Origin of the sequence: Gilvibacter sp. (genome assembly GCF_013214815.1) — a bacterium.
Classification (GTDB): Bacteria; Bacteroidota; Bacteroidia; order Flavobacteriales; family Flavobacteriaceae; genus Gilvibacter.
The window spans coordinates 1-14,632 of the sequence record NZ_JABSPU010000064.1 but is presented as its reverse complement, the minus strand read 5'-3'; the positions used below and the strand labels follow the sequence as shown (position 1 = coordinate 14,632).

Here is a 14,632-nt window from a genome sequence, read left to right as displayed (position 1 = left end):
CACAACGATCTCTTTATCCAATCGGTCTAGGTGCGCTTTTGTGAGTCCATATTGCAAACTGTATTCCCGACTTGATGGGAAATAAGAGCTGTCCATACGCTCATTTTGAACACGGAGCATATTGGCTACATCACACCATTGAATCGCTTTTTCAAGGTTTAACTCGACTTCTACTCCAAGTTTTTCTATATGCTTAGGAATAAGTGTTTTAGGTCCGCATACTTTAACTGACGCTCCAAGTTTTTGCAGTGCAAAAATATTGGATAAGGCTACACGTGAATGCAGTATATCTCCGACAATTACCACCTTTTTTCCAGCCACGTCACCCAATCTTTCTCGGATTGAAAAACAGTCCAGTAAGGCCTGTGTTGGATGCTCATGAGCTCCGTCACCAGCATTGACTATACTCGCTTTTACGTGCTTGGAAAGAAACAATCCCGCTCCGGGATTTGGATGGCGCATCACTACCATATCCACCTTCATGGATAGAATGTTATTGACCGTGTCAATGAGTGTCTCCCCCTTTTTCACAGAAGACGAAGCCGCAGAGAAATTGATCACATCTGCAGAGAGTCTTTTCTCTGCCAATTCAAAGGACAAACGTGTACGCGTTGAATTTTCAAAAAAGAGGTTGGCAATGGTAATGTCTCGAAGTGACGGCACTTTCTTGATCGGCCTATTGATCACTTCTTTAAACTGATCGGCAGTTTCAAAGATCAGTTGAATATCTTCTGGGGTGATGTATTTTATCCCGAGTAAGTGGTCTACACTTAAGCTACTCATTGAACCTATTTATTTATTAAATACACGGCGTCCTCGCCATCATTCTCTTGCCAACAAACCTTCACCTTTTCATCGTTAATGGCGTCTACCTGACGTCCGCGATAGTTGGGCTGTATGGGTAAATGTCTACTGAACCTGCGGTCAATAAGACAAAGCAACTCTACATTTTTTGGTCTTCCAAAAGCCTGTATGGCTGTTAAAGCTGCACGAATACTACGCCCTGTATAAAGGACATCGTCAATGATCACCACGTTTTTATCTTCTACAATAAACTCAATATTAGTGGCATTGGCCGCTAAAGGCTTGTCTCCTCTTCTAAAATCGTCTCTATAAAAAGTGATGTCTAAATAGCCTAGTTGCAAATCTTTGATTGCGTAATCTTCTTTGAGAAGTTGCGCTAGGCGATCCGCCAGATAAACTCCACGAGGCTGAAGACCAATAAGAACGGCATTGGAAAAATCTAGGTGATTTTCGAGCAATTGACAGGCCAAACGGTGCAGTGTGATACGCACTTCGGTTTGGTTAAGCAGGACTTTTTGACTCATACATTGCTTCTCTGCTGCAAAAATAGACGATTTTCTCGGGTTGTGCAATGCCTGATCGCATTAGTCAAAACGCAAGCCGATCAAGGAACGCACTGCATCTAAAAGTCCAATGAGGTCCTGGCTGTGTTGGTGAGACATTTTTTCAGACTCTAATTTCCCTGCTTTTAGACAAGCAACCGCTTCATCGATCTCGTGATAATAACCCAAACCCGTGTAGGGTATCTCCAGAGTTTCCAGATTGCCATCTTTCTCCACAGTAATCGCTTGGCAATGATGAAAGCGTGGATGCATATAATTACCTCCTTAACTCCCCTCTATGATGGCCTCAGTTGGCGTGGTTTCTAAAAAGGTAGATTCTAAGATCGCCGTTTGTCCGTCGGAATAAGCGAGTTCTATATGACAATGACTATCAACACCGGTATAATGCATGGTGGCCTCCGCATCAATCGCCTCTGGCTTTCCTAGAAGCAAATAACTCAAATACAAGGGATAAATGCCGATATCCAGTAAGGAGCCTCCACCGAGGCTTTTGTTGAACAGACGTCCGTTGGGATCTTGAGAGGCCGGGAAACCAAAATCTGCCCGGACTGAGACCGTTTTGCCAATTGTTCCTTGATCGATCAATTCCAAGACCTTTTCTGTTGCAGGAATAAAGCGAGTCCAAAGCGCTTCCATCAAAAACAGTTTTTTGGATTTGGCCTTATTGATCATTTTTCTGACTTGAGCGGCATCAAGAGCAAAGGGTTTCTCGCAGATCACATGTTTTCCTGCTTCGAGGGCTTCCATGCAGTTCTGATAGTGTAAGTGATTCGGGGTGGCTATGTAAACGACATCCACTTGGGCATCTTTAAACAAGGCATCATAGCTCCCGTAGGAGGTTGTAGCATCGTGCTGAGCAGCAAATGATCGTGCCTTTTTAGTAGTTCTGGAAGCTACTGCTTGAAGCGTCGCTTCTGGATGCAACTTTAAATCATCCGCAAAGCGTCCAGCGATCTTTCCTAAGCCAATTATGCCAAATCGAATCATAAGCTAAAGATACGCACAAATGCTTAATCCATGGCTGTTATAATCCCGCTGGTTACGGTCTGGGTTCCGCGTAAAACAGCTTCATAAGTGTACTGATTTCCTTGAATTCCCGTAATTCTAACTAGCAACACCTTACCGATGAGATTTACCGCATGCTCGCTGGTCGATTCGGTATAGGTCAATTGGTAATTACAAATATTATCCCAAGTCACTTGCGCTTTGGTTACGGCGCCGGTATTCAAATTGGTTTCAATTTGTTGATCACCTTTGCGCTCTATACGCACCGCGTAATTCTCCTCAGGCTTCGTGATCTCAAATACGCCTTCATGTACATCCTCACAGGTCATAGCGGCGTCTTTGCATGAACCCAGCGTGAGCAGCAGTCCGAATATTAGAGCAACTCTATTTAATGTCGTCGGTATAATGTCCGTCATGTTTTCCTTTTGCAATTTTTTTGTCGTTAAAAGCTTTGGAACCTCCTTTGGGAATACTTAAGGATTTCCAGGCTTGGTCCTTTGTCATGCGCCCCAAATACACGATTTGCCCAACGTGATAAGCATAATGCGCCAACTGTCTGTTGCAGGCAGCCGTAATGCTGTGTTTTTGATTTCTTATATAAATCGCTTGGTCAAAATTAGAGGCGTTAACTGAATCCAACGCGCCAAAAAGACAACTCCAGCCTTCTTGCCATTTTTGATTCAATTGCTTACGATTAGTTATGGACTGCTCAAATTCTGCATCGCGCTGCCTCCATGACTTTTCGCCGTCCTCTGTGAGAAAGTTGGTCCAACGAGACAGCATATTCCCGTGCAAATGATTTACGATTACGGCAATTGAATTACTGGCATCATTAAAATGCCAGAACAACTGCTCATCGGTCAATTGCTCAAAGGTCTTGTCGCCCAAGGCCTTATAGTACTCAAATTGAGATTTGATGTTTTTTAAATAATCCTGAGGATCCATCAATCACTGGGTAAGTTTTCAAACAATGCTCTTTTCTCATTGAAATAGCGTTCCATGGCCTCAGGGGAATCCATCAGCTTTTTTATTGCTTGCATGGCTTCCAAATGAGGAGCATCCCCTTTTTGAAACATCTCCATGCCGTGTTGCTTGCTGAGTGCGATCATCTCTTCAAAGGTCGCTGCGCTGAAGGAAAGCTCACAAGCGCCTCCCAACTGTTTACAAGTCATTGTTTTCATTCTAGTCGATTTAAAATTGCACCCCGTACTCTACTGGGAACGGAGCTGGAATCTGCTCAGCATCCTCTCCTAAGTTCTGACGCAGATCGATCTCTATACCTCTGGCAATAGCCGAGATAGGCACATCATTAGCCGTACCCTCAAAAGGATTCTCTCCCGTTCTACCAATGCGCTCCATAGTATGGAAGATCCAAGCTACAGAGACGTAAATCGGAATACAGAACCAAATGAACAGACTACCAAGAAAAGGGCGAGACTCTGCGATCTCAACACCAATATCAAGAAATTGAGGCACCAAGGCAATCGGCAGTAACAAGAGTAACAACCACATAAAATAATGATTTAGGGTCGCATACTGTCTGGGATACGGGAAGTTCTTTATACGTTCTGATTTCCCCTGAAGCGTAAAGAGTTCCTCCAAAACACCCTCTAACTGCAAAAAGGAGAATTCCCAGACAATGCCTTTTTCTTTTAACGCGCGCAAATGATGAGACTGTAAATACAGCAAAGCGGTTTGCTTATTCCCTTTAGCAAGGACATAAGCTAGATCTTCATCATTCAAATAAGGCTTTAAGGCTTCTTCTAAGGACTCTTTGGCTTCTGGCGTGGTAATACCCCATTCTGTGTTTGTTTTATGCTGACTGGTCGTCTCCCAAGGTTTTAACTGCCTCATGGAATAACGCAATGCGGTCATCCATGCTATGTGGCGGTAGGTCAGGTTTTTCACCTCAGTGTTTAGCTGATCTTGAGACACCTCATCTTCACAATACTCGTTGGTGACCATATCTTGAACAAACATTCCAAAGGTTCTGGAAGTATTGACAATACCACCCCAGATCTTACGAGCTTCCCAAATACGCCCATAGACCGCGTTGTTCTGGAAACCAATCACAAAAGCAACAGCTGTACCAATTAGAGCCATTGGGGTCCACGGGATCATCAACCAAGAGATGTCTAAAAAATAATAGGCAGCAACCCACAGGGTGATAAAAACAATAAAAAAAAGTGATTCAAAACGCGTCCAGCGCGCCATATCCTTGAAGCGGTAGATCTTTCCGGTATACATGTGTTATTTAGCTAATCGATGTGATTAAAGATAGGTAAATATCAACGTTAAAAAAACCGGTCAGTTGGGCGCGATTATCAACGCGAAAGCTCTTTGAGAATCTTATCGACAACTCGTTTTAACTTCCCTGGGGTCTTGGGGCCACTGTGATTGGTAAAGATGGTGATGGCAAAATCTTGATCTGGATAAAGATAGACCCAGTTTTGCATGCCAGGACTTCCTCCGTGATGATTGTATGAAGTGCCGTATTTATCTTTCCAAATCCGCCAAAAATATCCCAAACGCGTGGTCCTGCCGTCATGAAAAAGCTCTTGTCGAGACTCAGCAACTACAGGATCATCACTCTCCATTAAGAATTCCAAGTAGTTGGTCATGGCGAGCAAATTGGACTTAACCCCTGCACCACCAGCCCAAAGGGTGTTCGCAAAATAGGGTGATGGCTCTGAATTGCTCATCCAATAACCCTCAACAGCATTAACCTGCATCTCAGCGGTCATTTTAATTCCCGAGAGTTCCATATCGCATATTTGAAACAACTCATCTTGCAGCAGCTCATCTAAGGATTTGCCGTATACATTTTCCAAAATGTATGACATCAACTCTGCACCTGCATTGGAATAATAGAAGCGCGTTCCCGGTTTTTGAGTCATTTCAAAGACCTCTAAGGCCTGCCAAAAGTCCGCTTTAGTCACCGCTGCCTCAGCCTTATAGAAATCAGTTGGCACCTCAGGACTCAGACGTTCAAAAATACCGTCTAAAGACTCAGGCATAAAATGCGGCAAGCCAGAGGTATTAGCGAGTAAGTGTTTAATGCGAATGGGTTCTCCATCAAAACTCAGATTGGGATAGGGTTTATCCAAGTAGTTCTGAACCTCATCTTCTAAGTTGATTTTCCCTTCCAACACAGCCTTAGCAGCTAAAAAGCCCAACATAGTTTTAGAAACCGAAGCGATCTCATAAACAGAGGAGTCGTTGAGCGTTGCAGGCTTGTTATCACTCAGCTGCCCGAAATAATAGCGGTAGGTTTCTCCCTTGTAATAGACTCCAACAGAAACCGCCTTGATCGCTTTATCTTTGAGTAAGGATCTGGTTTGTTTGTTTACTGTGGATTCTAGTTGTTCGCTGTATTGTTGCGCATAGCTGATGTTTGCAATAAAAAGCAATAGGAAAAGTCGGAGGTAATGATGTCGCATAGTTTTGTTTTCAGCAGCAATTGCAAGAACCAGACCAAAGGATTCTGCGATAAACCTCTAAGTTAAGCTTTTAGAAAAAACTCTTTACGGTAGCAATGGCGCAAAGGCCTAACAAGACAATGGAAACCACCGTCCAAAACTGTTTTTTACTTTGGGTGAGGTATTTGATCCCTATGGCCGTAAAAACCACCAGAGCAATCAAAAAAGGAATGGTCAAAAGCTCACCGACTACCTGAATAGCTTGGCTTTTCAATTGATAGTGATTGACCAAATACAAGAGTGAAAAATAGGCGACGATCAATAAATTGACAACAGTAAGCCCCTTGCTGCTCAATACTTTATTCATGGAAGTTTTCTTTTTATAACCGCAGAAAACTCAAATTAGTATACCTCTAAATCAAAAAAAGCCTCCCTTTTACAGGAGGCTCCGGAAAGTATAATCGAAGGATTAATACTCGTCTACCTGAAGCTTTTTGACCAAATCTCCCGTTTCATCATAAAAACTCCAAGTGCCTTTGGGTTCGCCATAGCGATCAACTTTGCCTTCCAGACAAACCTTCCCGTTTCTGTAATGATACTTCAAGCGAGAACCTGAGTAAGAGATCAAGATCTCTCCGCTCATATAAAAGAGCTCTACATCGCCTTGTTCTTCACCGTCTCTGTACTTGCCTGTCTTGTAGAAATAGGGACCAATTTCCAAGTAGGGTTCCAATTCAAAATCCTCGTCTGTGAAATAAGGATATTCAAACTCAGCAGAGGTTTTAAAGGTCAGGCGCCATTTGCCATCGCGTTCTCCCTTTTTATAATTCCCCTGCTCCTCTATATCTCCATTTTCCATATATGAGGTATACAAACCGTTACGATCTCCGTCCTTGTAGTTTTGCTCGGTACGGACAGTACCATCTTCATAATAAGTGGTGTAAGGCCCTTCCAAAGATCCGTAGACATAGGTTCCTTGATGGCTCACTTGATTGGAATTGGGAAAGAGTTGTTTGTATTCTCCGTGGCGCTTTCCGTCTACCTTGTTGACACTCCAGCTTACAGATCCGTCAGCATTTAAACCTACATCGGCAGTAGCGGTCTCTTTATAATCCAACTTCCCGTCTTCATAGTAGTAGGTTTCAAAAGGGTCTTCTTCCAGCTCCTGTCCTTTAAACACTTCTCGATTGTACAAATCCCCCTCATAGTAGGAAAAGAGCTCAACCAACAGACCGCGGCTGTTGTAAACCCGCTTTTCGTAAAGATCTCCGTAATCGTCTTTCTCGATCCAGGTCCCAAACTTGTAAACGTGCTCGTCCCCTGTGATTATAAAATAAGAACCATCGCTGCCGGGTCTTGTATCCTTTGCTACTCCTACAACGCCTTGATATATAGCGCGATTATCATCATAGCTGCGAAATTCAACGGTTACGTTTCTGGAATAAATGGAAGTGAAGTCTCCAAAGTAACTCGTTACCGTCTCATTGGAATTGGAGACACTGTAATCAACGATTCGTCCAAATTGATTCTCGTCATCATAACGAAGGTTACCAATAACTTCTTCAACAATTTCAGAGTCGCTCATTTGCCCTTTTGCTGTGAGGGTGCAAAAACACACTAGTAAATAAAATAGGATTCTCATGTTATAAATATTTACTCCAAAACTAGTGTGCGGCGGTACGGCAAAACATACCCAGTACCGTGTATAAAAAAAGCCCCCCGTTCCCGGAGGGCTTCTATTTTAAAAGAGTTCAGGAATTATTTCTTCCCGTCCATCTTGTCTTTCAACTCTTGAAGTTTAGCGTTAGCATCACCAAGGGTTGGTTTTTCAACCTGCTCAGACTGCTTCTTCTGTGCAGCGCGAACGTTCTTGGCTTCTTCTTCGCGATGGATTACCATGTGAGAGGCAACTACACGCTTGAAGTCTTTACTAAACTCAATGATTTGGAATTCTGCTTCCTCACCTTTCTTAAGTTTGGTACCGTCTTCCTTCTCCATGTGACGTTGTGGTACAAAGGCTACGATATCTTCGTTGAAAGTAATTGTAGCTCCTTTGTCAACGATCTCCGTGATGGCAGCAGTGTGCTTGCTTCCAACTCCGAAGTCATCTTCATACTTGTCCCAAGGGTTCTCTGTAGTCTGCTTGTGACCAAGGCTTAACTTGCGTCCTTCAACATCCAACTCCAAAACGATCACCTCTAGGGTGTCACCAACATTGGTAAACTCGCTTGGGTGCTTCACCTTCTTAGTCCAAGAAAGGTCAGAGATGTAAATAAGACCGTCGATTCCTTCTTCTAACTCTACGAATACACCGAAGTTAGTGAAGTTACGTACGATTCCACTGTGCTTAGATCCAACAGGATACTTAGTTGTGATATCCGTCCATGGGTCTGGAGTCAATTGCTTGATACCTAGACTCATTTTACGCTCTTCGCGATCAAGAGTCAAAATAACAGCTTCGATCTCGTCTCCTACGTTTACAAAGTCTTGCGCACTTCTCAAGTGTGTAGACCAGCTCATTTCAGAAACGTGGATCAAACCTTCAACACCTTCAGCAACCTCGATAAATGCACCGTAATCTGCGATTACAACAACTTTACCTTTTACTTTGTCACCGATCTTCACTTCTTCACCTAGTGCATCCCATGGGTGTGCGCTAAGCTGCTTCAATCCAAGTTGGATTCTTGTTTTGTTTTCGTCGAAGTCCAAGATTACCACATTCAGCTTCTGATCCAATTCTACGATCTCGCTTGGGTGGTTGATACGAGACCAAGACAAGTCGGTAATGTGTACTAGTCCATCTACACCTCCAAGGTCTACGAATACACCGTAAGATGTGATGTTCTTTACAACACCTTCCAATACTTGACCTTTCTCCAATTGAGAAATGATCTCTTTCTTTTGTTCTTCGATATCTGCTTCGATAAGCGCTTTGTGAGAAACAACTACGTTTTTGAATTCGTGGTTGATCTTCACCACTTTGAATTCCATAGTTTTTCCAACGTACATATCGTAGTCGCGGATTGGCTTCACGTCGATCTGAGAACCTGGCAAGAACGCCTCGATTCCAAATACATCAACGATCATACCTCCTTTAGTACGACACTTCACATAACCGTTAACGATACTACCCTGGTCATGAGCTTCGTTTACACGATCCCAAGCTTTGATAGTACGCGCCTTACGGTGAGACAGGATCAATTGTCCTGTGCTGTCTTCACGCACATCGATCAATACTTCTACTTTGTCACCTACTTTAAGATCCGGGTTGTAACGGAACTCGTTTAGTGAAATAACACCTTCACTTTTTGCGTTGATGTCGATGATCGCGTCACGCTCGGTCATGTGAATAACCTCACCTTCAACAACCTCATCATCTAAGGTGTCAACAAAATTCTCAGCAACTAACTTTTCAAACTCTTCTAGTTTAGAGTCTTCGATAGGGTCAATACCCTCTTCGTAGTTGTGCCAGTCGAATTCTTTAAGGAATTTTTCAGGGTTCTCCTGAGCTGGAGATACCGCTGGAGCCTCTGGGGCTTTTTTAGCTTCAGTAGCTTCTGCTACTACCGCTTCTTCTTTAGCTTTTTGAGCCATAAATTGAATTTATTCTTTGCTGCTTGTGCAGTCAAAAAATAAGGGTTTGTATTCTGTAGTTCTCGGGAAGCTTTGCTGCGGATCAGACCGTACAGAAGTTTTCTACTTTGTTTTCATTCCTTTTTGATGCTTCCATACCGCCAAAAAGGACGGCAAAAGTACACCAAATATTTTGAAAATCAAAAGTCTAGCGGTAAACAAAAGTGCGAGTATACACGCGCTCCACAGATCCTACTCTAGGGCGTTCTATCTTGGTGATCCAGTTGCCTTTATCATCATAGGTGTATTCATAAGTAAAACTGACGCGACCCTTCTTGTAAGCAACAATATCGCCTTGTTCATTATAGCTGTAAGTAGAGACCGTTTCTCTACCCGATGCACTGCGTCTTATTTCTTGAATTAATCGTCCGCTATCATCATAGGAATAATCAATGACCGCATCTAAGGTGGAGCTATCCTTATAACTCAGTTCTCTGGAGATTCCATACTCGCCGTAGGCTTTAATAGTCTTGAATGTTTTAAAGGTATTGGTGATCTCGCGCGTTTCACAGTGGTAGGCTTGATCATCAGTTAGATCTTGCATTTCTTGCGCTTTACAAGCGCCAATACTGTAGACAATGGTCTTGACAACATCTCCAGTATTGTTTCTATGCGTCTCTTTGTGCAGCCAAAGTCCATTAGCATCCCATTGATAATCGATCTGAAATACATCATTACCGTCAAAGTCAACTCTTTTGATCTGACCGAGGTTTCGATCGGCGTCATCGAGATAAGAATAACTGACACGCTGATCGTAAACAATTCCATTCACGGTATCATAGACCACTTGAGATTTGATCCGGCTGTAATCCAATTCTAACTCATAACGGGTGATTTTCTGAATTTCAACACTGCCGTCCTTACCTCTTTTCTGTTTGACCTCCTCTACTGTGAATGATTTAGGTTTGACTTTAAAGTCTTCTAAATAGTCTGGCTCAATTTGAGAGAATGCTTGAAGAGAAGTAATGGCGCAAACTGCAGTTAAAAGGATGATGCGATATTTCATAATGTGGATTTTCACAAACATACAAGAAACGCAAAAGGGTGTCCATTAGGCAATTGCCCTATATTTTAACAGCCGCAGTTTAAGGGTTTTACCCGTAGTAGACTTCCACTTTTTAGAACTAATCCGTACATTTAGAATCTAAACTAACCTCGTATGAAAAGAATCATCTCCCTTTGTTTGCTGCTCATCAGCGGCACTGTCTTTGCCCAACAAGATCTTACAGAAAACAAGAAGGCCATATTGGCTTCCGTTGAAAAACATCAGAAGAATCTCATTGAGATCTCTGATGCCATATGGGCCAACGCAGAATTGGCCTTCCAAGAAACCAAATCTTCCAAGATCTTGGCAGACTACGCAGAAGCTAATGGTTTTAAAGTAGAAAAGAACATTGGCGGTATGCCAACAGCATTTATTGCAACCTACGGTAGCGGTGAACCTGTGATCAGTATTTTAGGCGAGTTTGATGCCCTTCCGGGGATATCTCAAAAGGCGCAGCCCACCAAAGAACCTCTAGAAGAAGGCGGAAACGGCCACGGCTGCGGACACAATATGTTCGGAACCGCGTCTCTTGGTGCAGCCATCGCCATTAAAGAACTCATGGAAGCCGGAAAGATCACTGGAACCGTGAAATTCATGGGAACTCCTGCAGAAGAAAAGTTCTTTGGCAAACTTTGGATGATAGAAGCTGGGGCCTGGGAAGGCGTTGATGTAAACATCAGCTGGCACCCGAGTGCTAAAACTGAGGCCGATGTTCAGAGTTCGTTGGCTCTAGTAGATTTTATGGTGGAGTTTTACGGACAAGCGGCCCACGCAGCTGCAGATCCGTGGAATGGACGCTCCGCTTCTGATGCCTTAGAATTGTATACCCAAGGAATCAATTATTATAGAGAGCATGTTAAACCTACCGTTCGTATGCACTATCACATTCAAGACGGAGGTCAAGTAGTAAACGTGGTTCCCGATTACTCCAGACTTTGGGTGCGCGTTAGAAATTCAGATCGCGCAGGTATGATGCCGGTTTACGAACAAGTCGTAAAAATGGCTGAAGGTGCTGCTATAATGGCCAATGTGGACTACAAGGTTTCACTCATCTCTGGTATTCATGAGGTTTTAGTGAACCGTACTGGAGGCGCTATCATGCAAAAAAACTTAGAGCTTTTGGGCCCAATTGAATACACAGCCGAAGAAACTGCCTATGGCAAAAAGATTCAAGAACTGACCGGAAAGCCGCAAGTCGGTATGGACAGCAGTATTAGTCCTATGCTAGAAACGCGTGAAAATCCAGGTGGAGGTTCTACCGACGTTGGAGACGTGAGTTGGAATGTAGCCAACATAAACTTGGGAGTAACTGTAGCTCCTAAAGATACTCCTTGGCACAGTTGGGCAGTTGTTGCCTGTGGCGCTATGAGCATTGGACATAAAGGCATGCTACAAGCTACCCGTGCAATGGCTATGACCATGGTAGATCTATTTGAAGATCCAGAAAAAGTAAAGGAGGTAAAGGCAGAATTCATGGAGCGCAAAGGCGACTACCAATACGAAGCGCTTATTCCTGATGGACCGCCCCCTATTGGGCAAAACTAAATGCGTCCCGCAATTCGGTCTTTGGCCAATTGCAAAATAGTGTGGAACTGATCCTCTAAGTTGGTTTCTGTATTGTCGATCTCAATAGCGTCCGCCGCTTTTACCAGTGGAGAATCCGCTCTGGTGGTATCTATACGATCGCGCTGGGTGACGTTGTCATAGACCTCATCGTAAGTAATAGTATCACCACGAGTTTTGAGCTCTAGATATCTGCGTTTGGCGCGCTCGGCAGCATCCGCAGTCATAAAGATCTTAAGCTCGGCATTGGGGAATACCACCGTTCCGATATCGCGACCGTCCATAACAATTCCACCCTCCTTGCCCATTTGATGCTGGATGGCGACCAATTTTTTACGCACTTCTGGAATAGCCGCTACAGGGCTTACATGCTCTGACACTTCCAAGGTGCGGATAGCCGTTCCCACGCGATCTCCATTCAGTAAAACTTGAGAAGTACCCGAATCGGAATCATAGGAGAAGGCAACCTCTATTTTAGGTAAGGCAGCAATTAAGACTTCTTTGTTGAGCTCATCGCCTTTAATTATCCCTTCATTTAAGGCATATAGGGTTATGGAACGGTACATGGCTCCTGTATCCGCATAAACATAACCGAGGTAATCTGCCAATTGCTTGGCCACTGTAGATTTTCCGGTAGAAGAATAACCGTCTATGGCTATAGTAATTTTGCGCATTAGCGATTCAGATCTATGTTCAGACCAAAGAAACTGGCGTTAGCAGCAGCACTGTACTGCGAATAGCTGTAACTGAGTCTGATCTTGTTGAGTTTTATCCCGAAACCAGCACTGAGGCCGGCAAAAGCTCGTTGCTCTAAAATACGAAGTTCTTCGGCTCTGCGCACATTGTATCCCAATCGAATGTTGAATCCACTTTCAGGGAAGAGTTCCAGACCAAAGATCATGTGGCGAATGGCATTGTCAAAAAAGTTGATGTTTTCGGTAACCACGCCACCTTCCAAGTCCGTAATGGAGCGGTTGGGGTTTTCAAAGGCAATGTTCCAAACCTGCATATTCTCTAGAGTAAAATGCCAGCGGATCGGAATGTTTTGCAGCGTTTGAGAAATACCAAAGATCAGCTCAAAAGGCAAAGGCTCATAGACCTCATTAAATGGCGTGAACTGCGTTCCGATATTACGCGCGACCGCAGAGATGTGCAGATCCCACGGCTCATAGACATACATGATCGCCAAATCAATGGCGCCTCCAAAGGAACTGTACTGTTCTAGCTTGGAAGAGATGAGCTTGACATTTGCTCCTACATGAAAGTCTGTATAAGGGATGTTTCTCGCATAACCTGCAGAAAGTGCTACTTCTCCTCCACTAAAACTGTTGGTAGGGTTTCCTGCCTCATCAAAACCATCAAATTGTCCGTAGTTGATGTAAGTCACTCCAGCATGCAAAACCTGAGTGCGTCTGTCCCAGAGATAGGCGTAAGAAGCTGTTCCGTAGTTTACATCAGCAAAATAGTTGACGTAATTGATCTGCAATTGATTGTCCATCTCTGGATTGATCGACGCAGGATTATAGAGCCCCTGGGATGGATCCCAGTCGTAATTCGTGATCACTTTTCCACCCAAAGCCGCCTGCCGCGGAGAATTCACCAAATTGAGAAACTGATAGGTGTATCGGCCTCCAATCTGAGCGCTCACGGTAGCACTGGCAATCAACAGGAATAGGACAGCAATTTTTTTGGACATGGATTGGATAAACCGGTTATTCCATTAACGATTGCAAGTATAATTTATTTTTGAGCTAGAAAAAAACGAATGGCCTGCAATCTGGGCGATTCCACCGATTTAGCCTTAGAGCTTTTTAGCCTTGGCTACTTTTTGCTTTAGCAGTGCCGCATCGATCACCTCACCCATCTCTTTGACGTAGTGAAAAGTCACCCCTTTCAAGTACTGCGGATTGATCTCTTCCACATCGCGTTTATTGTCCTCACAAAGAATGATCTCCTTAATACGAGCACGCTTGGCCGCCAGGATCTTTTCTTTGATCCCTCCTACCGGTAAAACTTTACCGCGTAGTGTGATCTCTCCAGTCATAGCCAGAGATTGCTTCACTTTGCGCTGGGTAAACAGAGACACCAAAGAGGTCAGCATAGTAATTCCTGCGCTTGGTCCATCTTTAGGAGTAGCCCCTTCCGGCACGTGAATGTGCACGTTATACTTATCAAAGATATCGTCCGCGATCCCAAGGTCTGCGGCATTGGATTTGATGAATTCCATAGCAATGGTGGCTGATTCCTTCATCACCTTTCCGAGGTTTCCGGTTATGCTCAAGCTGCCTTTTCCTTTGGATAAGGTCGATTCTATAAAGAGAATGTCTCCACCAACACGCGTCCAAGCCAATCCAGTGACCACTCCAGCAACTTTGTTGTTCTCGTATTTGTCGCGCTCCAGTCGAGGAATGCCCAATACATCTACCACGGTTTGCTTGTCTGCTTTTACTTTGTAGTCTTGCTCCATGGCAATGTTCATAGCAGCATAGCGCACCATTTTAGCGATCTGTTTCTCCAAACCACGTACGCCTGATTCACTGGTATAGCCTTCCACAATCTGCTCCAGTTGTGGCTTACCAACCTTCAGGTGTTTAGACTCC

At 43.9% G+C, this 14,632-nt stretch carries 17 protein-coding genes; 1 reads left to right on the top strand and 16 read right to left on the bottom strand.

What is annotated here, in order from left to right:
• From HRT75_RS11765 to HRT75_RS11705, 13 genes are all read right to left on the bottom strand, one after another.
• A partial coding sequence (locus HRT75_RS11765; protein WP_291186903.1) for an aspartate carbamoyltransferase catalytic subunit occupies positions 1-783 on the bottom strand: 783 nt, incomplete at its 3' end.
• 5 nt (positions 784-788) lie between these two features.
• Positions 789-1,328 carry a bifunctional pyr operon transcriptional regulator/uracil phosphoribosyltransferase PyrR gene (gene pyrR / locus HRT75_RS11760; RefSeq protein WP_291186900.1) on the bottom strand — a complete coding sequence of 180 codons (540 nt, stop codon included), beginning with the start codon at positions 1,326-1,328 and terminating at the stop codon, positions 789-791.
• Positions 1,329-1,388: 60 nt separating this feature from the next.
• Positions 1,389-1,619: a hypothetical protein gene (locus HRT75_RS11755; protein ID WP_291186897.1), complete on the bottom strand. Its 231-nt coding sequence runs from the start codon at positions 1,617-1,619 to the stop codon at positions 1,389-1,391.
• Positions 1,620-1,631: 12 nt separating this feature from the next.
• Positions 1,632-2,354, bottom strand: coding sequence for a Gfo/Idh/MocA family oxidoreductase (locus tag HRT75_RS11750; RefSeq protein WP_291186894.1), 723 nt, complete (start codon positions 2,352-2,354; stop codon positions 1,632-1,634).
• A 23-nt stretch (positions 2,355-2,377) separates the two neighbouring features.
• A complete protein-coding gene (locus HRT75_RS11745; RefSeq protein WP_291186891.1) occupies positions 2,378-2,701 on the bottom strand; it encodes a hypothetical protein in 324 nt (107 codons plus the stop codon).
• Positions 2,702-2,756: 55 nt separating this feature from the next.
• Positions 2,757-3,317: a DUF1572 family protein gene (locus HRT75_RS11740; RefSeq protein ID WP_291186888.1), complete on the bottom strand. Its 561-nt coding sequence runs from the start codon at positions 3,315-3,317 to the stop codon at positions 2,757-2,759.
• A complete protein-coding gene (locus tag HRT75_RS11735; RefSeq protein ID WP_291186886.1) occupies positions 3,317-3,553 on the bottom strand; it encodes a DUF1059 domain-containing protein in 237 nt (78 codons plus the stop codon). The genes HRT75_RS11740 and HRT75_RS11735 overlap by 1 nt, the downstream gene beginning before the upstream one ends.
• A gap of 10 nt (positions 3,554-3,563) precedes the next feature.
• A complete protein-coding gene (locus tag HRT75_RS11730) occupies positions 3,564-4,619 on the bottom strand; it encodes a bestrophin family ion channel (protein WP_291186883.1) in 1,056 nt (351 codons plus the stop codon).
• A gap of 77 nt (positions 4,620-4,696) precedes the next feature.
• The gene (locus HRT75_RS11725; protein ID WP_291186879.1) at positions 4,697-5,812 is read right to left on the bottom strand and encodes a serine hydrolase domain-containing protein; all 1,116 of its coding nucleotides are present in this window, start codon (positions 5,810-5,812) and stop codon (positions 4,697-4,699) included.
• A gap of 70 nt (positions 5,813-5,882) precedes the next feature.
• Positions 5,883-6,158: a hypothetical protein gene (locus HRT75_RS11720; RefSeq protein WP_291186876.1), complete on the bottom strand. Its 276-nt coding sequence runs from the start codon at positions 6,156-6,158 to the stop codon at positions 5,883-5,885.
• Positions 6,159-6,260: 102 nt separating this feature from the next.
• Entirely contained in the window at positions 6,261-7,433 is a 1,173-nt protein-coding gene (locus tag HRT75_RS11715; RefSeq protein ID WP_291186873.1) for a hypothetical protein, read from the bottom strand.
• Positions 7,434-7,549: 116 nt separating this feature from the next.
• A complete protein-coding gene (gene rpsA / locus HRT75_RS11710; protein ID WP_291186870.1) occupies positions 7,550-9,385 on the bottom strand; it encodes a 30S ribosomal protein S1 in 1,836 nt (611 codons plus the stop codon).
• Positions 9,386-9,572: 187 nt separating this feature from the next.
• Positions 9,573-10,430 carry a hypothetical protein gene (locus HRT75_RS11705; protein WP_291186868.1) on the bottom strand — a complete coding sequence of 286 codons (858 nt, stop codon included), beginning with the start codon at positions 10,428-10,430 and terminating at the stop codon, positions 9,573-9,575.
• Positions 10,431-10,583: 153 nt separating this feature from the next.
• Here HRT75_RS11705 and HRT75_RS11700 point away from each other — a divergent pair, with 153 nt between their 5' ends.
• Positions 10,584-12,014 carry an amidohydrolase gene (locus tag HRT75_RS11700; RefSeq protein ID WP_291186865.1) on the top strand — a complete coding sequence of 477 codons (1,431 nt, stop codon included), beginning with the start codon at positions 10,584-10,586 and terminating at the stop codon, positions 12,012-12,014.
• On the opposite strand, the gene cmk is transcribed toward HRT75_RS11700, so the two are convergent.
• The 3 genes from cmk to HRT75_RS11685 form a co-directional block, all read right to left on the bottom strand.
• Positions 12,011-12,706: a (d)CMP kinase gene (gene cmk, locus HRT75_RS11695; protein WP_291186862.1), complete on the bottom strand. Its 696-nt coding sequence runs from the start codon at positions 12,704-12,706 to the stop codon at positions 12,011-12,013. The two genes, HRT75_RS11700 and cmk, sit on opposite strands and share 4 nt — an antisense overlap.
• On the bottom strand, positions 12,706-13,728 hold the full coding sequence (gene porQ / locus HRT75_RS11690) for a type IX secretion system protein PorQ (RefSeq protein ID WP_291186859.1): 1,023 nt from the start codon (positions 13,726-13,728) through the stop codon (positions 12,706-12,708). The genes cmk and porQ overlap by 1 nt, the downstream gene beginning before the upstream one ends.
• A gap of 105 nt (positions 13,729-13,833) precedes the next feature.
• Positions 13,834-14,632 (bottom strand): S16 family serine protease (locus HRT75_RS11685; protein WP_291186857.1); only part of this gene is annotated, 799 nt, incomplete at its 5' end.